The 22,028-nt window shown below is 66.8% G+C and carries 25 protein-coding genes; 8 read left to right on the top strand and 17 right to left on the bottom strand.

What is annotated here, in order from left to right:
- Positions 1 to 63 precede the first annotated feature (63 nt).
- The 7 genes from QFZ47_RS28950 to araD form a co-directional block, all read right to left on the bottom strand.
- Positions 64 to 336 carry a DUF8617 domain-containing protein gene (locus QFZ47_RS28950; protein WP_503169953.1) on the bottom strand — a complete coding sequence of 91 codons (273 nt, stop codon included), beginning with the start codon at positions 334 to 336 and terminating at the stop codon, positions 64 to 66.
- Between the two features lie 417 nt (positions 337 to 753).
- Entirely contained in the window at positions 754 to 894 is a 141-nt protein-coding gene (locus QFZ47_RS02420; protein ID WP_307654103.1) for a hypothetical protein, read from the bottom strand.
- A 90-nt stretch (positions 895 to 984) separates the two neighbouring features.
- Positions 985 to 1,443: a hypothetical protein gene (locus QFZ47_RS02415; protein WP_307654102.1), complete on the bottom strand. Its 459-nt coding sequence runs from the start codon at positions 1,441 to 1,443 to the stop codon at positions 985 to 987.
- A 68-nt stretch (positions 1,444 to 1,511) separates the two neighbouring features.
- On the bottom strand, positions 1,512 to 1,940 hold the full coding sequence (locus tag QFZ47_RS02410; RefSeq protein ID WP_307654101.1) for a hypothetical protein: 429 nt from the start codon (positions 1,938 to 1,940) through the stop codon (positions 1,512 to 1,514).
- A 166-nt stretch (positions 1,941 to 2,106) separates the two neighbouring features.
- Positions 2,107 to 3,114, bottom strand: a complete 1,008-nt coding sequence (locus tag QFZ47_RS02405) for a Bug family tripartite tricarboxylate transporter substrate binding protein (RefSeq protein WP_307654100.1) — start codon at positions 3,112 to 3,114, stop codon at positions 2,107 to 2,109.
- A 39-nt stretch (positions 3,115 to 3,153) separates the two neighbouring features.
- A complete protein-coding gene (locus QFZ47_RS02400; RefSeq protein ID WP_307654099.1) occupies positions 3,154 to 3,864 on the bottom strand; it encodes a ribonuclease activity regulator RraA in 711 nt (236 codons plus the stop codon).
- Positions 3,865 to 3,917: 53 nt separating this feature from the next.
- Positions 3,918 to 5,645 carry an L-arabinonate dehydratase gene (gene araD, locus QFZ47_RS02395; RefSeq protein WP_307654098.1) on the bottom strand — a complete coding sequence of 576 codons (1,728 nt, stop codon included), beginning with the start codon at positions 5,643 to 5,645 and terminating at the stop codon, positions 3,918 to 3,920.
- A gap of 83 nt (positions 5,646 to 5,728) precedes the next feature.
- Between araD and QFZ47_RS02390 the strand changes: the two genes are divergently transcribed.
- Together QFZ47_RS02390 and QFZ47_RS02385 are read left to right on the top strand one after the other, a co-directional pair.
- A complete protein-coding gene (locus QFZ47_RS02390; protein WP_307654097.1) occupies positions 5,729 to 6,424 on the top strand; it encodes a GntR family transcriptional regulator in 696 nt (231 codons plus the stop codon).
- Positions 6,425 to 6,477: 53 nt separating this feature from the next.
- Positions 6,478 to 7,044 (top strand): flavin reductase family protein, encoded by a 567-nt coding sequence (locus QFZ47_RS02385; protein ID WP_307654096.1) that lies wholly within the window; start codon positions 6,478 to 6,480, stop codon positions 7,042 to 7,044.
- 52 nt (positions 7,045 to 7,096) lie between these two features.
- Here QFZ47_RS02385 and QFZ47_RS02380 read toward each other — a convergent pair whose 3' ends face one another.
- The 6 genes from QFZ47_RS02380 to QFZ47_RS02355 all read right to left on the bottom strand — a co-directional run bounded on the left by QFZ47_RS02380 (position 7,097) and on the right by QFZ47_RS02355 (position 11,968).
- Positions 7,097 to 8,116, bottom strand: a complete 1,020-nt coding sequence (locus tag QFZ47_RS02380) for a zinc-dependent alcohol dehydrogenase family protein (protein ID WP_370880556.1) — start codon at positions 8,114 to 8,116, stop codon at positions 7,097 to 7,099.
- Positions 8,116 to 8,694: an amino acid synthesis family protein gene (locus QFZ47_RS02375; RefSeq protein WP_307654095.1), complete on the bottom strand. Its 579-nt coding sequence runs from the start codon at positions 8,692 to 8,694 to the stop codon at positions 8,116 to 8,118. The genes QFZ47_RS02380 and QFZ47_RS02375 overlap by 1 nt, the downstream gene beginning before the upstream one ends.
- Positions 8,695 to 8,704: 10 nt before the next feature.
- The gene (locus QFZ47_RS02370) at positions 8,705 to 9,676 is read right to left on the bottom strand and encodes a tripartite tricarboxylate transporter substrate binding protein (protein ID WP_307654094.1); all 972 of its coding nucleotides are present in this window, start codon (positions 9,674 to 9,676) and stop codon (positions 8,705 to 8,707) included.
- A 73-nt stretch (positions 9,677 to 9,749) separates the two neighbouring features.
- Positions 9,750 to 10,613, bottom strand: a complete 864-nt coding sequence (locus QFZ47_RS02365) for a fumarylacetoacetate hydrolase family protein (protein ID WP_307654093.1) — start codon at positions 10,611 to 10,613, stop codon at positions 9,750 to 9,752.
- Between the two features lie 44 nt (positions 10,614 to 10,657).
- On the bottom strand, positions 10,658 to 11,215 hold the full coding sequence (locus QFZ47_RS02360) for a VOC family protein (RefSeq protein ID WP_307654092.1): 558 nt from the start codon (positions 11,213 to 11,215) through the stop codon (positions 10,658 to 10,660).
- Positions 11,216 to 11,248: 33 nt separating this feature from the next.
- Positions 11,249 to 11,968 (bottom strand): FCD domain-containing protein, encoded by a 720-nt coding sequence (locus QFZ47_RS02355; protein WP_307654091.1) that lies wholly within the window; start codon positions 11,966 to 11,968, stop codon positions 11,249 to 11,251.
- 31 nt (positions 11,969 to 11,999) lie between these two features.
- On the opposite strand from QFZ47_RS02355, the gene QFZ47_RS02350 reads away from it, so the two are divergent.
- Positions 12,000 to 12,602: an NADPH-dependent FMN reductase gene (locus tag QFZ47_RS02350; RefSeq protein WP_307654090.1), complete on the top strand. Its 603-nt coding sequence runs from the start codon at positions 12,000 to 12,002 to the stop codon at positions 12,600 to 12,602.
- 33 nt (positions 12,603 to 12,635) lie between these two features.
- Here the strand turns inward: QFZ47_RS02350 and QFZ47_RS02345 are convergent, their stop codons facing one another.
- Both QFZ47_RS02345 and QFZ47_RS02340 read right to left on the bottom strand, forming a co-directional pair.
- A complete protein-coding gene (locus tag QFZ47_RS02345; protein WP_307654089.1) occupies positions 12,636 to 13,178 on the bottom strand; it encodes a cupin domain-containing protein in 543 nt (180 codons plus the stop codon).
- A gap of 9 nt (positions 13,179 to 13,187) precedes the next feature.
- Positions 13,188 to 14,297, bottom strand: a complete 1,110-nt coding sequence (locus tag QFZ47_RS02340; RefSeq protein ID WP_307654088.1) for an alcohol dehydrogenase catalytic domain-containing protein — start codon at positions 14,295 to 14,297, stop codon at positions 13,188 to 13,190.
- A gap of 150 nt (positions 14,298 to 14,447) precedes the next feature.
- Here QFZ47_RS02340 and QFZ47_RS02335 point away from each other — a divergent pair, with 150 nt between their 5' ends.
- Together QFZ47_RS02335 and QFZ47_RS02330 are read left to right on the top strand one after the other, a co-directional pair.
- Positions 14,448 to 16,064 (top strand): bifunctional 3-(3-hydroxy-phenyl)propionate/3-hydroxycinnamic acid hydroxylase, encoded by a 1,617-nt coding sequence (locus tag QFZ47_RS02335; protein WP_307654087.1) that lies wholly within the window; start codon positions 14,448 to 14,450, stop codon positions 16,062 to 16,064.
- A complete protein-coding gene (locus QFZ47_RS02330) occupies positions 16,061 to 16,474 on the top strand; it encodes a nuclear transport factor 2 family protein (protein WP_307654086.1) in 414 nt (137 codons plus the stop codon). The genes QFZ47_RS02335 and QFZ47_RS02330 overlap by 4 nt, the downstream gene beginning before the upstream one ends.
- Before the next feature lie 60 nt (positions 16,475 to 16,534).
- Here the strand turns inward: QFZ47_RS02330 and QFZ47_RS02325 are convergent, their stop codons facing one another.
- Entirely contained in the window at positions 16,535 to 16,984 is a 450-nt protein-coding gene (locus QFZ47_RS02325) for a type II 3-dehydroquinate dehydratase (protein ID WP_307654085.1), read from the bottom strand.
- Between the two features lie 26 nt (positions 16,985 to 17,010).
- Positions 17,011 to 18,012, bottom strand: a complete 1,002-nt coding sequence (locus tag QFZ47_RS02320; RefSeq protein ID WP_307654364.1) for a TRAP transporter substrate-binding protein — start codon at positions 18,010 to 18,012, stop codon at positions 17,011 to 17,013.
- A 125-nt stretch (positions 18,013 to 18,137) separates the two neighbouring features.
- Here QFZ47_RS02320 and QFZ47_RS02315 point away from each other — a divergent pair, with 125 nt between their 5' ends.
- From QFZ47_RS02315 to QFZ47_RS02305, 3 genes are all read left to right on the top strand, one after another.
- Positions 18,138 to 18,920, top strand: coding sequence for an IclR family transcriptional regulator (locus QFZ47_RS02315; RefSeq protein WP_307654084.1), 783 nt, complete (start codon positions 18,138 to 18,140; stop codon positions 18,918 to 18,920).
- A gap of 186 nt (positions 18,921 to 19,106) precedes the next feature.
- Positions 19,107 to 20,135 carry a TRAP transporter substrate-binding protein gene (locus QFZ47_RS02310; protein ID WP_307654083.1) on the top strand — a complete coding sequence of 343 codons (1,029 nt, stop codon included), beginning with the start codon at positions 19,107 to 19,109 and terminating at the stop codon, positions 20,133 to 20,135.
- A gap of 4 nt (positions 20,136 to 20,139) precedes the next feature.
- A complete protein-coding gene (locus QFZ47_RS02305; RefSeq protein WP_307654082.1) occupies positions 20,140 to 22,011 on the top strand; it encodes a TRAP transporter large permease in 1,872 nt (623 codons plus the stop codon).
- Positions 22,012 to 22,028: the final 17 nt, after the last annotated feature.

Genomic DNA, 22,028 nt, shown 5'->3' with positions numbered 1-22,028 from the left:
AAGCAAACTGGAGGTGCTGGTCGGAAGTCTGGTCTTGGCCGGGCCATGCAGGTCAACAGCGCCTCATAGTTTGCCTTTGAGAATTCCGAACGGAGTGCTTTCGTCCGGTTTGAAGGAAATCAAGTTTCCAGCGTCATCACTCAGGAACAATCGGCAGCATTCGCTGCATTGATACATCGGACGCGTTACGCGCCGCATCTCTGCCCACACCTCACCGCCTGCTTGGATCCTCTCTGCAACGCCCTCGTACAGCTGGTCGGGGATGAAGTGGGCCTTGTGTTCCTGGTAATCGGTGTTGTCTCGCACAACTGCTCCGCAGGGGCATACAAATTTCATAACGTTTCCCTCAACATCGGCGGCCTATCTGAACATGCGGCCTTCATCTGCCTTTCGCGTGTGGGCGATGTATCCACGGATAGCGGGCCGTCGGCACCGCTTTCGCCCGAAAACTGAAGGCCTGTAACGTACGTCTGCTCTTGGCCGCATTCTGCCTTTGCTGCCGATGCCGAAACGGGGCGCCGAGTTCGAGCACGCTACTTGGAGCTTCCGCTGCCTATAAGGTCCCACGCCAAGCCAGCAACCCAGCCGATGCCCACCAACCATGCCCCGGCCTGAACGGCGTCAATGTCGCTGGGCGCGGCCCAATGGAGCACCATCGCGAGCAGCAACCCGACAACGGCGCCAAGACAAGACAATGGTGAAACGAGAGCATCAAGCATTTGGGAGGCCCTGGCGAAGGTCTGGTTCTGGCCGTCAGTCGTCCTTCCCAAACCCCAGCGACACCGCAATGCCCAGCGCCAAGCCAATGCCGATTCCCATGGTCACGTTGTCGACTAGCAGACCTATGCCGACACCAACGGCCAACCCTATTCCGACGTTCAGGCCCTTCTTCATGCGGACAGTTTAGCCAAGGCCTTGGGGCATTCTGCTGCGGCTCGCCGAACGACGGCGTCCCGAGCGGAGCCGTTTGATCTGCGGGACCGCTCATCGCACCGCGAGAGCGTTCGCAAGTCGCTCCAGCGTTGCGAGCTGCCAGTTGCTCTCGGTGACGAATGACTCGGGATCGCAGACTGCGCCATAGCCGCCCGCGCCGTAGACCGCAGCGTACGCAGCATAGTCTGCCGCTTGATCAACCCGGGCGGCCAGCGCATTCGCCACCGCATAGCTTGCTGATACAGCTGCGTGACCAACGCCATCCAATGATCGTGAACCTTGATGCTGACTGGCTAAGCCCGCGGCCTCTGCCGCAGCTTGATCGAGCGCACCTCGATCCGCCCGGCCCTCGATGTACGCCACCAGGACGTCGAGGCAACATGTGACCCTCTCGTCTTCCAGCAAGTGCCGCACTCGTTCAACACACGCGCAGGCAAACGCCAACTTCAGCGCCTCATACCGCGCAGATGATTCATGGGCCTGCAGGGCTGAACGAACTGCATCGGTCATGACTTGTTCTCTCTAGCTGCGATGCGCACCCTGGCAGACGTCGATCGAGACATCGCCACCGGCGTAGCCTATGCCGCCTTCGTGCTCAGCGTGACACGAAACAGCGCGCCATCCCGAAACTGGTAGTGCCGTGTGTTGGACCCGAAATCGCCTTTGACCCACCATTTCTCCCCGGGGCTTTCCCTGAAAGAAATTCCGTCCCGCGTGAAGTCCCGCTTCGCCTCATCGAAGCTCTCATACAAAGGAGCTCCCACTTCGTTGCGCGCGATAGGCCTAAAACCCTCGCTGGCGGCGATATAGAGAAACACAACGCCCAGCTTCTGGTTTTGGTCGAACCGGAACTGAAAACCGGATGCTTGTGCTGCAGCCCAATAAACATCCTCAAGATTCTCGTGTGTTCGGTCGAAGTCGTAGACGACTTGCATGTCCCGCGCCTCCAACACTTCGACAACCTCGTCGTCCTTCAACTGACGCCCCAGCAGCGACTCGAAATCCATGGCACTTCCCTTGCTAGAAATAGGAAACCTTGCTCGTTCGTCCAGGCCCCCACTTTGTGCACCCGCGTAGCTACCCAGTAGCGAGTCGGAGAAGTGCCTCCAAATCTCTTGAAAAAGTAGGCTACGCCTTCGATGCATTTTCGCCGGATGCGCGCCTTCACGCGGATCAGTCCGCGGTCGCGCCCGACTTCTTCACCAGCTCGGCCCAGCGCGGGATCTCGCGCGCCATGTGGTCGCGCAGTTCCTCGGGCGTGCTGCCGACGATTTCCATGGCCAGCTGGCCGGAGAGCCTGGCCTGCACGTCGGGCTGCTTCAGGGCCTTCACGATCTCGGCATTCAGGCGCTGCACGACGGGCTTGGGCGTGCCCTTGGGCGCATAGACCGCCTGCCACGACGACATCTCGAAGCCCGGCACGCCCGACTCGATCATGGTCGGCAGTTCCGGCACCAGCGCGATGCGCTTGCCGGTGGTCACGGCCAGCAGTTTGAGCCGGCCGCTCTTGACGAGCGGCAGCGCGGCGGTCACCTGGTCGAACATGAAGGGCACCAGGCCCGACGCGACATCGGTCATGGCGGGCGGCGTGCCCTTGTACGGCACGTGCGTGAGCTTGACGCCGATCATGTCGGCGAACATCTCGCCCGCCAGGTGCGTCGAGGTGCCGGCGCCGGACGAGGCGAAGGTGCGCTTGGACTCGTCCTTCTTGAGCAGCGCGATGAGCTCGGCCACCGAGTTCACGCCAAGCTGGCTGTTGACGATCAGCACGTTGGGCAGCCGCCCGACCAGCGACACGGGCTCGAAGTCCTTCACGGCGTCGTAGGGCAGCTTCTTGTAGAGGCTGGGGTTGATGGCGTGCGTGCTGATGGTGCCGCCGAACAGCGTGTAGCCGTCGGGCGCGGCCTTGGCCACGTAGGCCGCGCCGATGCCGCCAGCCTGCCCCGGCCTGTTGTCCACCACCACCGATTGGTGAAGGCTCTCCTGCAGCTTGTTCGACAGGATGCGGCCCACGATGTCGGTGGAGCCGCCGGCCGTGAAGGGCACGACGTAGGTGATGGGCTTGGCGGCGGGCCATTCGGCCTGCGCGAGGACCGCGGCCGGTGCGAGTGCGAGTGTTGATGCGAGTACGGACGCGAGTGCGGCGGACCCAAGGCCCGCGGCGCGTTGGATGAAGGGCATGGTGTTGTCTCTCTTGTCGTTTGTCGGGGGAAACCGGCGTCAGCGCCCGCGGACCTGCCGCCAGGCGGCGAACTCGGTGCGGCTTTGCTCCTCGGTCGGCGGATAGAGGCCGAGGATGGAGCGGCCCTCGAGCACTTTTTCCTGCACGAAGTCCTCGAAGACGGTCATCTCGGTGGCCTCGGCCGCAACCTCGTCGGCAATGCCGGCCGGAATCACGATGACGCCTTCGGCATCGCCCACCACCACGTCGCCGGGCCACACGGCCACGTCGCCGCAGCCGATCGGCACGTTGATGTCGATGGCCTGGTGCAAGGTCAGGTTGGTGGGCGCGCTCGGGCGCTGGTGGTAGGCGGGAAAGCCGAGCCGCGCGATGTCGGGGCTGTCGCGAAAGCCGCCGTCGGTGACCACGCCGGCCACGCCGCGCTTCATGAGCCGGCTCACCAGGATGCCGCCGGCCGAGGCGGCGCGCGCGTCCTTGCGGCTGTCCATCAGCAGCACCGCGCCCACCGGGCACTGCTCCACGGCCTGGCGCTGCGGATGGTTGCGGTCGTTGAACACGGTGATCGGATTCAGGTCCTCGCGCGCCGGCATGTAGCGCAGCGTGAAGGCCTCGCCGACCATGTTGGGCAGGCTCGGGTCGAGCGGATGCACGTCCTGGATGAACTGGTTGCGCAGTCCGCGCTTGAACAGCGCCGTGCACAGGGTGGCGGTGCTGACCTTCATCAGCTTCTCGCGGGTATTGGGATTCACGTCGTCGGTCTCCGTTGGCTTGCTTGATCGTTCGTCGGTCGGGAAAGTGGTCTTCAGAAGATGTCCGGCTCGGGCACGGGGCGGCCGAACGCGGTTTCGAGGAAGTCGAAGTCGCAGCCCTCGTTGGCCTGCAGGATGTGGCGGCCGAACATCCAGCCGTAGCCGCGTTCGTAGCGCGCGGGCGGCGGCGTCCAGGTGGCCTTGCGGCGGGCCAGCTCCTCGTCGCTCACTTCGAGATGGATCGTGCGTGCGGGCACGTCCACCGTGATGCGGTCGCCCGTGCGCACCAGCGCCAGCGGTCCGCCGATGGCTGCCTCGGGCGAGCAGTGCAGCAGGCAGCCGCCGTAGCTGGTGCCGCTCATGCGCGCATCCGACAGGCGCAGCATGTCTTTCACGCCCTGCTTCAGCAGCTTGGTGGGGATGGGCAGCATGCCCCACTCGGGCATGCCTGCGCCCTTGGGGCCGGCATTGCGCAGCACCAGGATGTCGTCGCCGGTCACGTCGAGCTCGGGGTCGTCCACCGCCTTCTTGAGCGCCGGATAGTCGTCGAACACCAGCGCGCGGCCGGTGTGCTGCAGCAGGTGCGGCGCGCAGGCGCTGGGCTTGATCACCACGCCGTCGGGCGCGAGGTTGCCGCGCAGCACGGCCAGCGCGCCTTCGGCATAGATCGGGTTGGCCAGCGGCCGGATGACGTCGTCGTTGAAGACCTCGGCGCCCTCGATGTTCTGGCCGAGGGTGCGGCCGTTGACCGTGCGCGCTTCGGTCTTGAGGTGGCCGCGGATGCGCTCGAGCATCGCGGGCAGCCCGCCCGCATAGAAGAAGTCTTCCATCAGGTAGGTGTCGCCGCTCGGCCGGATGTTGGCGACCACCGGCACCCGGCGGCTTGCCGCATCGAAGTCGTCCAGCGTGACCGGATGGCCCGCCCGGCGCGACATGGCGATCAGGTGAACGATGGCGTTGGTGGAGCAGCCCATCGCCATCGCGCAGGCGATGCCGTTCTCGAAGTTGGCGCGCGTGAGCATGCTGGCGGGCGTGAGGTCGTCCCACACCATCTCGACGATGCGGCGGCCGCATTCGGCGCTCATGCGCACATGGTTGGCGTCGGCGGCCGGAATGCTCGAAGCGCCCGGCAGCGTGAAGCCCACGGCCTCGGCGATGCCCATCATGGTGGCCGCGGTGCCCATGGTCATGCAGGTGCCGTGGCTGCGCGCGATGCCGGCTTCCATCTCTTGCCAGGCCTGGTCGCTCAGCTGGCCGGCGCGGCGCTGGTCCCAGTACTTGAAGGCGTCCGAGCCCGAGCCCAGCACCTGCCCGCGCCAGTTGCCGCGCAGCATCGGGCCGGCCGGCAGGTAGATGAACGGCAGTCCCATGCTCAGCGCGCCCATCGTGAGGCCCGGCGTGGTCTTGTCGCAGCCGCCCATCAGCACGGCGCCGTCCACCGGATGGCTGCGCAGCAGCTCTTCCGTCTCCATCGCCAGGAAGTTGCGGTAGAGCATGGTCGTGGGCTTGACCATGCTCTCGGACAGAGAGATGGCCGGCAGCTCGAGCGGAAAGCCGCCCGCCTGGAAGATGCCGCGCTTGACGTCGTCCACGCGCTGCTTGAAGTGCGAATGGCACTGGTTGGCATCGCTCCAGGTGTTTACGATGGCGATGATCGGCTTGCCCACCCAGTCGGTGGGCGCATAGCCCATCTGCATCACCCGCGAGCGATGGCCGAAGGAGCGGAAGTCGTCGGGCGCGAACCAGCGGGCGCTGCGCAGGGTGTCGTAGGAGCGTGGCATCGAGGGGCGGACCGGCATTCTTTGTGGGATCAGCTACATTAAAACACTAATATATCACTCGGTCAAAGCGAAAATTCCAGCGAATGACAGCCCTCCCCCGGATCCGACTCGACCGCACACGCCTTGCAGCGCCACAGGTGCTCGAAAAGCTGCGCGATGCCATCCTTTCGCTCGAACTCGCGCCTGGCACCGTGCTGGCCCGGCAGGAGCTGGCCGACCGCTTCGGCGTGAGCCAGACGCCAGTGCGCGAGGCCCTGCTGCGCCTCGCCGAGGAAGGCCTGGTGGATGTGTTCCCGCAGCACGCCACGCTGGTGAGCCGCATCGACGTCGACGCGGCGCGGCAGGCGCACTTTCTGCGCCGCTCGATCGAACTCGAGATCGTGCATCAGCTCGCTGAAGAGGCGCCGCCCGAGCTGGTGGCCCAGCTGCAGGCCCAGGTCGCGCTGCAGGCGACGCTGGCGGCGGCCCGGCAGTACGGCGACTTCGTCGGCGCCGACCGCAAGTTCCATCACCTGATGTACGAAGCCGCGGGCGTGCCGAGCCTGTGGGACATGGTGTGCCGCGTCTCGGGCCACGTGGACCGCCTGCGGCGCCTGCACCTGCCCACGGCCGGCAAGACTGAAGCGATCCTGCGCGACCACCGCGCCATCGTGCGTGCCATTGCCAGGCACGACGGCGCCGCGGCGCAGAAGGCGTTGCGCGAGCATCTCTCCGGCACGCTGAGCTCGCTGCCGGAGATCTGCGCGCGTCATCCGGATTTCATTGCGGGGGGGAGCTGAGGCGTGCTTCACGGTACCGCACACACTTCCGAATGCGACGACGCGGTATCGCGATGACGAAGAAAAGGCTTTTCACCAAGACGGACTTCCCAGTCTCCCAGGTCCGGCAGTTCCTGGAGCCGGGCCCGATCGTGCTCTTGTCTTCCCGCTGGAAGGGAAAGAACAACATCATGACGCTGGGCTGGCACACGGTGATGGAGTTCACGCCGTCGCTGGTCGGGTGCGTGATCGCGCGCGCGAACCACAGCTTCGAGATGATCCGCCGCAGCGGCGAGTGCGTCATCAACCTGCCCACGCGGCCGCTCACCGATGAGGTCGTGCGGATCGGCAACAGCTCGGGGGCCGAGATCGACAAGTTCGCGGTCTTCGGCCTCACGGCAGTCGATGCCGAGCACGTGAAGGCGCCGCTCATCGGCGAGTGCCACGCGAGCTTCGAATGCCGCGTGCACGACCGCAGCTTGGTCGGCAAATACGACTTCTTCATCCTCGAAGTCGTGAAGGCCCATGCCGCCGAATCGCCCCGGCATCCGAAGACGATCCACTACACCGGCGAAGGCGTTTTTGTCGAATCGGGAAAGGCGTTCAGCCGGCGGTCTCTGTTCAGGAGCGCGCTGCTTTGAATCGCCCGCCGTGGCGGCAGTCCGGCTGCGCCCAGGCGGGTTCTCGCGCCGCCTAGCCTCGAGACCGGCCGGCAGGCAGCAGCACGATCTTGCCGGCTGCGCTTCCGCTGTCGAGCACTTCATGGGCGCGGCGCGAATCCGCCAGCGCGAAGCAGGTGGCCGGTGGCGCATGCACGCGGCCCTCGGCCATGAGCGCGATGGCGGCCTCCATGAAGCCGCGCCGCTGCGCGACGTCGGCGTCGATGGCGTGGATCGAGAAAGTGCGCACGGCCAGGCTCTTGCCCAGCAGCCGCCGAAGCTCCTCGAACACGTCGCTCGTCGGCGGGCCGTTGACGATGTTGTAGGAGACCGCCATGCCGAACGGCGCCAGGGCCCGCAGGCAGGCGATGAAAAGATCGCCGCCGAGGTGATCGAAGGCCAGGTCCACGCCGCGCCCGCCGGTGAGCTGCATGACCTTCTCGGTCAGGCCGCGCGGGTCGCTTTCGATGACATCGTGCGCGCCATTGGCCAACGCGAAATCCCGCTTCTGCGGGGTGGAGGCTGTGCCGATCACGCGCAGGCCGCGGTCGCGTGCCACTTGCACCAGCGCCGTAGCCACGCCGCCCGCCGCGCCGGGAATCAGGATCGATTGCGCAGGCAGGTTGCCGTTGCTCGACAGCATGGCCAGCGCAAGCTGGAAGTTGCCGAGGCTCACGGCATCCTCGAAGGGGATCGCATCGGGAAGAACGAAGGGCGCGGCCTCGGGCACGCAGATGGCTTCGGCGTAGCAGCCGCCGCGCTGCTTGAGCTCACGCGCGCTCACGAACACGCGCTGGCCGACGTGCAGGGCGGTGACACCAGGCCCGACGGCATCGACGATGCCGGCCATCTCGTTGCCGGGAATCGCCGGCATCGGCGGCATCCACTTGTAGGTGCCATTGCGGATCAGCACGTCGGGCCCGCCCGCGCCGATGGCCATGGCCTTGACGCGCACTTCGCCCGCCTGCGGCTGCGGCAGCGGAAGCTCCACGAGTTGCAGAACCTCGGGGCCGCCGGGTGCCTGGAGCTGGATCGCCTGCATGGTGGTGTGCATCAGCGCTGCCCGTCGTGCACGGCCACCTGCTCCTTGGCGAGGCCGCCCAGGCGGGCGTGCACCCGCCCTCCCGTGCCCATCACCAGCGCGAACAGGATCTCGTTCGGCCGCGGCGCATCCTGGATGCCGACCTCTATCGAGTTGTAATGGCTGCGCACGTACGCGGCGTGGATGTAGTGCAGCGGCACCATGAGCCGGTAGCCCGTGGCGGCCACCGCCTTGGCCGAGGGCACGATCGCCTTCGGCTCGCCGAGCACGTGGCGCATGGCCCAGCCCCCGGCTTCGTGCCAGACGGCGCCGTGCTCCAGCTCTCCGTTCACGCCCACGATCGCGGCCTTGCTGTAGACCTCGACCTTGTCCCGGCCCAGCACCTCGACCAGCTCGTTGGCCAGCAGCGTGCCGAGCGATCGCAGCTCGGCCATGAAGGGCATCAGGTCCGGCTCGTAGCGGCCTGCATAGGGGTTGTGGATGACCGCGCAGGCGGCCGCCAGCCTGAGCGGCGTCGCGGCCGGCGGACCGCCCTCGTGGTAGATGGTTTCGATGGAAAGACTGCGCTTGCGGATGTCGATCAGGGACATGGAAGGGTCCTCATTGCTTGGGTATGTGTGCATCGTTCACCACGGTGGTCCACCGCTTGAGTTCGGCGGCCACCATGGTGGTCATTTCTTCGGGCGTGCTGCCGCGCGCTTCGCCGCCCATCTCTTCGAGCCGCACGCGCACGCCCGGCGCCTGCAGCGCCTTGAGCGTCTCGGCACGCAGGCGGTCGACCACCGGGCGCGGCGTGCCCGCGGGCGCCATGAAGCCGGCCCAGGAGCGCACGTCGTAGCCCGGCACGCCCTGCTCGGCCACCGTCGGCAGCTCGGGCATCACGCTCCAGCGCTGCGCGCCGGTGGTGGCCAGCGCCCTGAGCTTGCCGGCCTTGATGTGGGCCAGCACGGCCGTGGGCGGCGCGATGATCATCGGCACCTCGCCGCCGAGCAGCGCCGCGACCGAGGCCGCATCGCCGCGGTAGGGAATGTGCAGCATCTCGACGTTGGCGCTCTTCACCAGCAGCTCGCCGGCAAGATGGTGGGTGGAGCCGATGCCCGCCGACCCGTACGACACGCCGCGCGCATCGGCCCGCGCCGCCGCAAGCATCTCGGCCAATCCGCGATAGGGCGAATCGGCCCGCACCACCAGCAGGAACGGAAAGTAGGTGATGGTCGAGACCATCTGGAAGTCCGACACCGTCTGGTAGGCGAGCTTGTTGTAGAGCGCGCCGGCCACCGCATGGCCGCCGGTGGCCAGCAGCAGCGTGTAGCCGTCGGGCTTGGCGCGCGCCACCGTTGACGCGGCGATGGTGCCCCCCGCGCCGGTCTGGGCCTCGACCACGAAGGGCTGCCCCAGTCCCTTGGCCATTTCCGTGCTGACCACCCGCGCAATGGTGTCGGCGTTGCCGCCGGCCGCAAAGCCCTGGTAGATCTTGATCGGCTTGTCCGGGAAGCCCTGGGCCAGGCCGTGAAGGGGTGCCGCGCAGGCCAGGGTCAGGCCTGCGGCGACGAGCAATCGTCTGTGCCACATGGTTTGTCTCCAATGTTGTGGAATGAAGGCCGCGGCTTGTGCCGCCGCGGTCCGGGCGCTGGGCCTTTGGGCTTCAGTCCTGCTGCACGATCGGGTTGCGCAGCACGCCGATGCCTTCGATCTCGACCTCGCACACGTCGCCCGGCTTCATGAAGCGCGGCGGCTTCTTGCTCCAGCCCACGCCGGCCGGCGTGCCGGTGGCGATGACGTCGCCGGGCGTGAGCGTGAAGATGGTCGACGCGTAGCTGATGAGCTTCGGAATGCTGAAGATCATGTGGCCCGTGTGGCTGCTCTGCACCACTTCGCCGTTGAGCCGGGTCTCGAGCTTGAGCGCGCGGCCCGGCGCGATCTCGTCGGCCGTCACCATCCAGGGGCCGAAGCCGCCGGTCGATTCGAAGTTCTTGCCCGAGGCGATCTGCTTGGCATGGAACTGCCACTCGCGCACGCTGCCGTCGTTGTAGCAGGAGTAGCCCGCCACATGGTCGAAGGCATCCGCCTCGGCGATGTTGCGTCCGCCCTTGCCGATGATGACGGCGAGCTCGCCTTCCCAGTCGAGCGATTCCGACACGTGCGGCCGCACGATCGGCTGGTTGTGCGCGCACTGCGAACGCCACACGCGCAGGAAGATCGGCGGCTGCTCCGACAGTTCGCGCTGCATGCCGGCGGCCAGCACCTCCTGGTGATGGTCCATGTAGTTGCGCACCGCGCACACGATCTTCTCGGAGCGCGGGATCACCGGCAGGAAGGTGATGTCGGCCAGCTTGGCCGCGATGGGCAATCCTTCGACATGCTGCGCCGCCTGCAGGTACTCGCCCGAGGCGATGTAGTCGACCAGGCCCGCATGCTGGGGGCGCGCCTTGCCGAGATCGACGACGCCGTCGCCGACGACTGCGCCCCAGGTTTCACGGCCTTGATGGACAAATGACAAAAGCTTCATGGGAACTCCGGTTGAAATGCGGGGATTGGGAAAAGGCGGGCGCGTCAGGCGGCAGGCGCCGTCGGTGCACGCGACTCGAACTGCGCCTGCCACTGCGCGAGCGGCATGAAGGTCGGGTCCCGGCGGCACGCGGCTTCGGTCTCGCGCATGAGCGTCTCGTCGTCCTTCGACAGGTCGAGCGGATCGCCATGCGGCTGCGCGATGTAGAACGGCGTGTCGACATAGATCTCCACCGTGTTGCCTTCCGGGTCCAGCATGTAGACCGAGAGCGCGTTGCCATGGTTCAGGCCGCGGATGCTGGTGGCGCCCCTGGCCTCGGCGCGCGCGGAAATGTCGCGCAGGTGCTGAATGCTCGGCACCACGAAGGAGATCTGCATCACGGTACTGAACGTCGCCTCCGCCGGCCGGCCCGAGGCCAGCACCAGCTGGTGATGCTGGTCCGGGCTGGCGCTGGTGAACACCAGCTGGTTCCTGAAGGTGCGGCCTTCGCCGCGGTCGGTGATCGTGAGGTCGAAGGTCTCGGTGTAGAAGGCCACCATCCGCTCCAGGTCGGTGACGAAGATGCCGAAATGCGATGGCGTGGGTCGGGCGACCTTGAGCATGCTGTCTGTCTCCAGTGACGGGGTCTCGCGCCCCTACGATTGCGCGGCCTGGGCCGCCTTGAGCGCGGCGATCACGTTGCGCTGCGTGCTCAGGATGTGCTCCTCGAGCAGGGCGCAGGCCGTGTCCGTGTCGCGGCGCAAGGTGGCGTCCATGATCTTCTTGTGCTCGTTCGACTTGCGGCGCGCGGTCTTCCTGTGGCGCGCGGAAAACCGCCGGTAGCGCTCGGCCTGGTCGAACAGGCTCGCGCCCCAGACGCGCTGGCGCAGCGAGGGGCAGGCGGCCAGCAGCGCGAGGTGGAAGGCGCGATGCAGCTGCGACCAGTCGTTGTCGAGAATGACCGGCCCGTCGCTCAGGCGGGACTCGACCTTTTCCAGCCGGTGGTACGCGGCCAGGATGTCGGCCTCCCAGGCGTCGTCGCCGTGGGCAATGGCTTCGCGCAGCGCCGGCACGTCGAGCATCACCCGCATGCGCGTGATGTCGGCCAGGTCGTCTTCGGAGATCGGCGCCACGCGAAAACCGCGGCGCTCGTCGGCGCGAACGAGCCCTTCCTGCGCCAGCCGGCTCAGCGCCTCGCGCAGCGGACTGCTCGAATAGCCGTAGGCGGACTGGAGTTCGTCGAGCTTGAGCTTGGCGCCGGCTTCGAAGGTGCCGGCCAGGACGTCCTGCCGCAAGCGGCTGAAGGCCTGCTCGACCAGCGGCGGCTCGTAGGCGGGGGAGATTTCTTGTTTGTGCATGGAATGTATTTTATGCATAAACTCTGCTTTCCTGAACACGGACATCCACATGACAACACACGGCACTTCGACCCACGGCATCCGCCTGCTCGGCATTTCCGGAAGCATCCGGCGCGAATCCCATTGCACCGCGGTGCTTCGCAGCCTGCAGCCGCTGCTGCCCGAGACGGCATCCATCGAGCTCTTTCCCCTGGACGACATTCCGCTCTACAACGCCGACCTCGATGGCGATGCGCCGCCCGCGGCCGTAGCGCGGCTGAAGACCGCCATTGCGCAGGCCGATGGCCTGGTCCTGTGCTCGCCGGAATACAACTACGGGATGCCCGGCGTGCTGAAGAATGCCATCGACTGGGCCTCGCGGCCCGGCTTCGCTTCCCCGCTCAAGGGCAAGCCGGTCCTGATCGCGACCGCCTCGCCGGGCACCGCGGGCGGGGTGCGCGCACAGGCGCAGATCCGCGACGCGCTGGCCGCCACGCTGGCGCGGCCCGTGGTCCGGCAGCACGTCGCCATCGCGAACGTCGGCACGCGGATCCGCGATGGCCGGCTCGTCGACGGATCCACGCTCGACTTCCTGCGCGTGGCGCTCGCCGACCTGCTGCAGGAAATTGCATGGCTGGACAATGCCGCGTCGCGCTCGGCGGGCCAGGGTTGAAGAAAGCATCGGCACCATGGACTCGATCCCGGCTCAGCCGGCGCGCCTGGCGCCCAGCAGCACGAACAGCATGGTCGCGGGCTTGTCGCCGAGGTTGCGCCATGCATGCCGGTTGCCGTGCTGCACGGCAACGTCATGCTGGCGAAGCAGCACCTGCGCACCGTCGTCGAGTTCGAGCGTGATCTCCCCGTCGAGCACGATGTCGTAGTCGATGCTGTCGGTGGTGTGCATGCCGGGGTGATCGGGCTCGAAGGTCTCGGCCAGGCCGGGGACCAGGCGGCCGAACTCGGCGCCGAAGGCGGCCGCGTCGAAGTCGGCGCGCATCATCACCGCATCGGGCGGGAATGTGACCATCATGAGCCGAGTCCCGCCGCTGGCAGGCGCGAAGCCCGCCTCGCCCGTGCGGTCGACCGCAGCGCCGGCACCCACGGTGTCGGTGGACTCCGTGGCCCACAGCAGCGCCGCGGCAAAGCCGGGCACGGTCGTGAACTCGACGCTGCGCGGCGCCGCGCCGTCCGAAAGAAATTTCGCCTTGCCGTCGGCGCCCGTGCCTGCCACCACGCGTCTGATCTTCATGGCGCGCTTTCAGGGATTGATGACGAAGTTGCTGAAGCCGCCGTTGCGGCTCGCGATGCCCGAGATCGCTTCGTTGACGCGGTCCAGCGGATAGCACACGTGCTCGAACACCGAAAGGTCGAGCGTGCCGGCCTCTGCCATGTCGGCCATGTCCTGTCCCTCGCCGGCGGTGAACCAGGCCGAGCCCTCGATGCTCTGCTGCTCGTCCATCATGGTGTGCAGGTCCATGCCCACCATGCCTGCGATGGCGCCGACGTTGAAGGCGCGCCCGCCGCGCTTCAGGGCGCGCACGCCCTGCTGGAAGGCCTCGTGCGGCGCGCCGGGGCCCAGCGCGTCGATGAAGGTGTCGACACCCAGCCCGTCCGTGCGCGCCTTGGCCCAGGCGTCGATCGCCTCGCCGTCGGCATTGGAAAAGACCTCGATGCGATCGGGCGCGAGCGCCTTGACGCGCGCCAGCAATTCCCGGTTGCGCCCGGTGCCGAGGATGCGCGTGGCACCCATGGCCAGGCCGAAAAGCGCACCACCGATACCGAGCGTGCCGCTGATGCCGTTGATCAGCACACTCCGGCCGGGGCCGACCTGCGCCTTGCGCATCGCCGAGTACATCGTGCCCAGGTAGCCGAAGCGCGCCGCCTGGTTGAAGCTCACGTTGTCGGGCAGCTTCACCAGCGCGTACTGCGGGGCAATCATGTATTCGCACAGGCCGCCGTACGGGTAGTTCTTGTAGAGCTTGAGCGAGTTCTGCGAGAAGCCGAAGTAGCCGCTGAACGCGTAGTGCGTGCAGTTGACGAGGTCGCCGTTGCGGCAGGCGCGGCAGCCGCCGCAGTAGAGACTGGGATTCACGTAGACGCGATCGCCCGGCTTCCACGTGTGCACGTGGGAGCCGACCGCCGTCACCTCGCCGGCCGGGTCCAGCCCGAAGACCGCAGGCAGCGGCGGCAGCGGCAGTTCCGGAAACCAGGTCGTCCAGTTGGCCAGGATGTTGCCCAGGTTGGGCACGATGCCGCAGGCACGCACCCTCACCTGCACGTCGTTGGCAGCGGGCTGCGGAATCGGCAGTTGCTCGACCTCCATCGGGGCGCCGACCTTGTGCAGTCGGGCGGCTTTCATCGTCGTCATGGTGTCTCCTTGCTGATGGGTGTGTAGATGCACAAAGCTCGTTTTATGCATTCTTTTCGACCCCGCGGCACGGCGCCATCAGTGATAACCCTTTGCGCACGGAATAACGTTTTATGCACAATCTTTAAATTCATGCATTCGATACAGCCCATGCTCCAACAGAACCCGGAACCCGTCGACGTGGCGGTCATCGGCTTCGGCCCCGTCGGCGCGACGCTTGCCGCACTGCTCGGCCAACGCGGCCTGCGCGTCGCGGTCTTCGACAAGTCTCAGCAGATCTACCCGCTGCCGCGCGCCTTCGCGCTCGACCACGAGGCGCTGCGCGTGTTCCAGGAAATCGGCATCGCCGGCGGGCTGGCGCCGCACATGGCGCCCTACCGTCCGACGATCTACCAGGGAAGCGACGGCGAACCCATCCAGCACTTCGACATGGGGCCTGCGCCGTATCCGCTGGCGTGGGCGCCGTCGTACACCTTCAACCAGCCGGCGCTGGAAGCCTCGCTGCGCGAGGCCGTCGGCCAGCTCCCCGGCGTGTCGGTCCATCTCGGGCACGAGGTGCTGCAGCTGAGCCAGTCGCCGGGCCATGCGCTCGTGGGCGTTCGCCGGCCCGACGGCGCCGAAGTGCAGCTGCGCGCGCGCTATGTCGTCGGCTGCGATGGCGGCACCAGCCCCACGCGCAGGCAGATGGGGCTGAAGCTCAAGAGCCTCGAGTTCGACGAGCCCTGGATCGTGGTCGACATGCACGTGGACGAGGACAAGCTCGACCGGCTGCCCGCCACCAATGTCCAGTACTGCCACCCGTCGCGGCCCTGCACCTACGTCGTCGGTCCGGGTACTCATCGGCGCTGGGAATTCCTGCTGCTGGCCGATGAGGCCGAACAGCGCGAAATGCCGCACGCGTCCATCTGGAAGCTGCTCGCCCCCTGGCTCACGCCCGCGGACGCGCGCATCTGGCGCGCGGCCACCTATCGCTTTCACGCGGTGGTCCTCGAGCAGTGGCGCCAGGGCCGCGTGCTGCTCGCGGGCGACAGCGCGCACCAGATGCCGCCCTTCCTGGCGCAAGGCATGTGCCAGGGTTTGCGCGATGCCGTCAACCTCGCGTGGAAGCTTCAATGGGTGCTCGAGGAACGCGCGCCCGAGCGCCTGCTGGACAGCTACGGCGACGAGCGCGGGCCACAGGTCGAGGACGTGACGGCGACGGTCAAGCGCCTGGGCCAGATCATCTGCGAACGCGACCCGGTGCGCGCCGCCGAACGCGACCGCCGCCTGCGCGAACAGCAAGGCGGAGAGGTGCGCATGCAGCTGCGCCAGAGCCTGCTGCCCGGCGTGCACCACGGCTTGATCGATCGCGACGAGTTGCCCGCGGGCACGCCCTTTCCCCAGGCCATGGGATGCATCGAACCCGGCGCCGCGCCGCAGATGATGGACGACCTGCTGCCGCACGGCTTCCTGCTGGTGTTGCGCCGTGCGCCCGATCCAGCCGCGCTGCGGGCCATGCGCGAGCCGGTAGCCGCCCTCCAGGCACAGGTGCTGTGCATCGATGCTGCGGCGGCGGCGCCCGGCATGGCAACGCTGGCCGAAGCCGACGGCATCCTTGCCGCATGGTTCGAGCGCCACCAGTGCGAAGCCGCGCTTGTGCGGCCGGATCATCTGGTCTACGGCGTGGCACGCAGCCTCGGGGAAGCGGCGATCCTGATGCAGCGCGCCTGCGGGGATCTCGGCACTGCGCTGAAACACACCGCCACCACGCTCCAGGAACCGACATGACCGAAGCTTCCACCACCCCCGCGCCTGCCGGCACCGAGGCGCTGTTGCTCGATCTCGAGGCGCAGCGATGCGACGCCATGAAGCGAGCCGATTTCGCGCGGCTGCGCGAGATCCTCCATCCCGCGCTCACGCATGTTCATGCCAAGGGCCAGATCGACGACTACGAAAGCTACTTCCGCTCGGGCGGCACGCATGTCGACTACCGGCAGATCGACCGCTCGGAACTGAAAGTCCGGGTGCTGAGCCGCACCGCGCTCATGACCGGCCGGCAGCTGCTCGTGGCCGTGCGCAAGGACGGCAGCGGCACCGTGCGCATCGACTCGCGCGTGATGCAGGTCTGGACCCAGCACGAAGGCCGCTGGCGCCAGTTGGCGTTCCAGACCACGCCGCTGGCCATGAGCGTGACCTGACCGCGCGGTCGCCGCCGGTCGGCGGCACCTCGGGGGGCCGGCTCATTTGTCGTCGTTCCTTCAGGTCCCCGCCAGCGACGTGTTCTGCATTTCGACCAGTGCGCGCAGCGCGGCCAGATACGACTGCGGGCCCAGGCCCTGGATCGTGCCCCTGACGGCCGGCGAGATGATCGAGTGCGCGCGCCAGGCTTCGCGCGCGGCGATGTTCGACATGTGCACCTCGATGGTCGGAAACGGCATGGCCTTGATCGCATCGTGCAGCGAAACGCCGTGCTGCGTGAGGCCGGCCGGATTGATCAGCGCCCCTTGCGCGTCGTCGATGTGCGCGTGCAGGAAATCGACCAGCTCGCCTTCATGGTTCGACTGGATCGTTTCGAGCGTTGCGCCAATTTCGCTTGCGAGCTTGTGCAGCTGCGCGTTGATCTCGGCCAGCGTGGTGGTGCCGTAGATGTGGGGTTCGCGGCGGCCGAACAGGTTGAGGTTGGGGCCGTGCAGGACGAGGATTTTCATGGAAGAAAAGCTTTTGTGGCTGGTGTCTATTTGCGGATGCGCGCCAGTTCGTCGCCGTAGAGCTTGACCATGGCGGAGTCGTAGCTGGCGGAAAAGCGCTCGACGACCGGTTTCGCGATCTGCCGCATGCGGGCCTGCTCGGCCGGCGCAAGCTCGTTGAACTGCGCGCCCTTGGCCTGGAGCTCGCCCACGGCCCTCTGCGCGGCCGCGCGGCTCACCTGGCGCTGATAGCCGCGGGCCTCGTCGGCGGCCTCGCGCATCATCTTCTGCTCCGCGGGAGTGAGCGAATCCCAGAACTTCTTGCTGACCAGCACGATGTTGGCCGCGTACACGTGGTTGGTGGCGCTCACGAACTTCTGCACTTCGAAGAACTTGTTCGAAAGAATCACCGAGTACGGGTTCTCCTGCCCGTCCACCGCCTTCGACTCGAGCGCGCCATAGAGCTCCGCGAAGGGCATCGGCACCGGGTTGGCCTTGAAGGCCTTGAAGGTCTCCAGGAACACCGGGTTGGGAATGACGCGGATCTTCAGGCCCTCCAGGTCTTCGGCCCGGGCGATCGGGCGCTTGCTGTTGGTGACGTTGCGGAACCCGAGGTCCCAGTAGCCCAGCGCGATCAGGCCCTTCTCCGGAAGCTTGGCGATCAGCGCCTGCCCCAGCGGGCCGTCGAGCAGCGCATCGGCCTGCGCGAAGTTGCCGACCGCGAACGGAAAGTCGACGAGCCCGAACTCCTTCACGATGCCCGCCAGCGAGGTGGTGGCCGGCGCCGACATCTGCTGCACGCCGCCCTGGAGCGCCGACTGCTGCTGCATCTCGTTGCCCAGCTGCGAGGCCGGGTACTCCTGCACCTTCATCCTGCCGCCGCTCTTGGCCGCCAGCAGCTCGGCAAAACGCTTCACGCCGAAGCTCACCGGATGGTCGGCATTGTTGAGGTGGCCGAAGCGAATGACGCGGTCCTGCGCCTCCTGCGCGAGCGCCGGAACCGCCAGTGCGAGGGCCAGGCCTGCGACGGCCAGCGAGCGATGAAGCATTCTCAAGATGATCTCCAGCAAAGTGATGCCGGCGCGATCTTAGGAGAAAAGTGGAGAATCATTTCCACTAGTGAAAACACTTGGCAAAAGAGCTAGAGTCGTGCCTGCCCCATCCTCCGGACGACATGACCGCCATACTCGAACGCAGCTTCAAGGTCCTTGAGCACCTGGCCGGCCACCCCGAAGGCCGCGCGCTCTCCGCGCTCTCCGCCGAGCTGCAGATGCCCCTGAGCGCCACCCATCGCCTGCTGAGCGAACTGATCCGCTGCGGCTACGTGCGGCAGGACCAGAGCCACGGCGACTACATGCTCACGATCAAGCTCGTGTCGCTCGGCCTGAGCTTCCTGAGCAACAGCGGCATCGTGGACGTGGCGCAACCGCTGCTCGACAGGCTCGCGGCCGAAGCGGGCGAACTGGTGCGGCTGGCGGTGGTCGACGGCGACGAGCTGACCTTCGTCGCCAAGGCGCAGGGCGCCACGCGCGGCCTGCGCTACGACCCGGACATGGGCCTGTCGGTCAACCTCTCGTGCAGCTCCGCCGGGCACGCCTGGCTGTCGACGATGACGGACGAACAGGCGCTGCAGCTGGTCGCCCGGCAAGGCTTTGGCAAACCCGAGGACTTCGGCCCCAAGGCACCGACCACCGTCAAGGCACTGCTGGTGTTCTTGCGCGCTGCGCGCAAGCGCGGCTTCGCGATGATCAACGAGGTGTTCGCGCCCGCCATGACGGCCATGGCCGCACCGGTGCGCAGCGGCAACGGCGCGGTGATCGGCGTCATCACCATCGCCGGGCCGCTGGTTCGGCTGACGGAAGAACGCATGCTCGAACTGGGGCCGGCCCTTCTTGCAACAGCCGAGGACGTGGCGCACGCCAGCGGTGCGTCGGCGCTCTTCAAGCGGCGCGCCTGATCGGGCCTGCGTCGACGGCCGCCCCTTCGCAGCGCCAGGCAAGGCCCATCTCCCCAGCATGCAAAGTCCACCAGCGCGGGAAAACCCGCATCTTCAATCGGCTTGTATATCGATACAGTAAACCGGTACAGTAAATCGATACACCTCGATCCTGTGCATCTGTTCGACACAAGACTGGAGACAAGCATGGTTTCGATTCCACGCCGCCAATTCGTGCATGCGGGCGCCGCCGCATCGCTGGCCGCACTTGCAGGATTTCCTGCCCTCGTCCGCGCGCAATCGACCATTGCGCTGCGCTTCTCCTCCTCGATGCTGGCGGACGACAACGCCGCCCACTACGTGTGGTGCCAGCGGATGCAGGCCAATCTCAAGGCGGCCGTGGGCGACGCCATCCGCATCGACTATTTCCCCAACAACCAACTGGGCAAGGAAAGCGACGTGGTGCAGCAGGTCAAGGTCGGTTCGGTCGACATGATGGTGACCGGCTCCTCCATCTTCGCCACCATCTCGCCCGAGATCGGCATGCTCGACCTGGGCTACCTGTTCGACAGCTACGCCCACGCCGGCAAGGCGCTCGAAGGCCCGGCCGGAGCAACGCTCAACGAGCTGCTGCAGAAGCGCTCGGGCTGCTCCATCCTGACCTGGGCTTCGCATTTCGGCGCGCGCAGCGTCTACACCAAGGCGCCGGTTAAGTCGCTGGCCGAGATCAAGGGCGTCAAGCTGCGCGTGCTGCCCACGCCGGCCTTCATCGAGACCTTCAAGCTGATGGGTGCGATCCCCACGCCCATTCCCTTCGGCGAGCTCTACATGGCGGCGCAGACCGGTGTGGTCGACGGCTTCGAGCACGATGCGGCCACGGTGCTGGCCAGCAAGCTCAACGAAGTGGTCAAGTCCTGCTGGCTCACCGAGCACCTGTTCAGCCCGATGGTGGTGGTAGTCGGCAAGCGCGGCATGGACAAGATTCCCGCCAGCCTGCGCCCGGCCTTCCTGAAGGCCGTCAACGATGCGACCACGCAGCAGCGCGCCATCGCGAGCGACAAGGGCAAGGCCGCGATCGAGGAGCTGCAGCGCAAGGGCGTGGCCTTCTTCCCGATGGCTGCGGCCGAACGCGCGACCGTGCGCAAGGAGATGGAAAGCAGGCTCTGGGCGGACTTCGCCAAGCAGTACCCCGCGACGGCGCCGCTCTTTGCCGCGGTCAACGGGGCGCGGGTCTGAGGCCATGACCGCGGTCGCTGCATCCTCGCTGGGCTTTCGCCACGACACCGTCTCGGGCGGGTGGCTCCGCGCACTGAACCGCTGGACCGAGATCCTGTCGGCCGTCGTGCTCGCGACCGACGTGGTCGTGGTCTTTCTCTCGGTCGTGTTCCGCTACTTCCTGCACGACCCGGTGGACTGGGCCGAGGAGATCGCGCGTGCGCTGATGATCGTGCTGGTGTTCTTCGGCGCCGCCACTGTGCTCGCGCGCAGCCAGCACGTGGGCATCGACCTGTTCCGCCACCTGCTGCCGGCGCACTGGCAGCCCGCACTGATGCAGGTGAGCCACTGGATCATCGCCGGGGTGGCGGCGAGCCTGCTCCTCTCGTCGACGCTGCTGCTGGTGGACACCTACGAGCAGACCACGTCCATCGGCCTGCCGCAATGGCTCTATGTCTATCCGGTGGTGATCGGCAGCCTGTTCATGACGCTGTTCGGCCTAGCCAATGCACTCAACGGTCCGCGCCGCGTGGTGCTCGGCACGCTGGCCGCGTGCGTGCTGCTGATGACGGCGATCTTCGGCTGGAACGCACTGGTGCCGCAGCACGCCATCCCGAGCGGCCTGCTGCTGGCGGCCGGCTTCATTGGCGGGCTGGTGCTGGGCGTGCCGATCGGCTTCGTGCTGGCCTTCTCGGCACTGCTCTACTTTCTCTCCGATCCGTCGCTGCCGATGCTGATCTATTCGCAGCAGGTCATGGCCGGGACCGACCATTTCGTGCTGCTGGCCATTCCCTTCTTCGTGCTGGCCGGCCTGCTGATGGAATCGAACGGCATGTCCTCTCGGCTGATCGAGTTGCTGCTGCGCATCTTCGGCCGCGTGCGCGGCGGGCTGGGGCTGATCACCATCAGTGCGACCGCCTTCTTCTCGGGCGTGTCGGGCTCCAAACTGGCCGACATTGCCGCGGTGGGCGGCATCGTGATGCCGGCGGTGCGCCGCACCAAACAGGACCCGAACGAAGCTGCGGGGCTGCTCGCCTGCACGGCGGTGATGGCTGAGACCATTCCGCCCTGCATCAACATGATCATCATGGGCTTCGTGGCCAACATCTCCATCGCCGGCCTCTTCATGGCCGGCCTGGTGCCCGCAGCCGTGATGGCGCTGGCGCTGGGCGCGCTGGCGATCATCGTCGGGCGCAAGATCAATCCCGACGATGCGTTCGAGAAGCGCACGCCGCTCCTGAAGCTGCTCGGCGGCGCGCTGGTCGCGATCGTCATGGTGGGCATGATCGGCAAGGGCGTGACCTCGGGTGTCGCAACCTCGACCGAGGTCTCGGCCTTCGCCGTGGTCTATGCGCTGGTGGTCGGCAGCCTGGCCTTCCGCGAGCTCAGCGCGCGCGCCATGGCGCAACTCTTCGTGCGTTCTGCTTCGATGGCGGGCGGCATCCTCTTCATCGTGGCGGCCGCGTCCAGCGTGTCCTTCGCGCTCACCATCGAGCAGATCCCGCAGCTGGTGTCGACCGCCATGATCTCCTTCGCGCAGCAGTACGGCAGCGTGATGTTCATCCTGCTGTCGGTGGGGATCATGATCGTCTTCGGCGCCGTGCTCGAAGGCGCGCCGGCGCTGATCATCTTCGGCCCGCTGCTGACGCCGATCGCGCAGCAGCTGGGCATCCATCCGCTGCACTTCGGCACGGTGATGGTGATCGCGATGGGCCTGGGCCTGTTCGCACCGCCGATCGGCCTGGGCCTGTTCGCCACCTGCGCGATCACCGGCACCCAGGTCAAGGACGTGGCCCGGCCCATGATGAAATACCTGGCAGTGCTGCTGGTGACGCTGATCGTGCTGGTGCTCGTTCCGTCGTTCTCCTTGTGGCTTCCGAACCGGCTCGGGCTGTAGCCAGGAAGAAAACCGAA

It is taken from the genome of Variovorax paradoxus (genome assembly GCF_030815975.1).
In the GTDB taxonomy this organism is placed as follows: domain Bacteria; phylum Pseudomonadota; class Gammaproteobacteria; order Burkholderiales; family Burkholderiaceae_C; genus Variovorax; species Variovorax paradoxus_N.
This window is presented reverse-complemented; position numbering and strand designations above follow the sequence as displayed.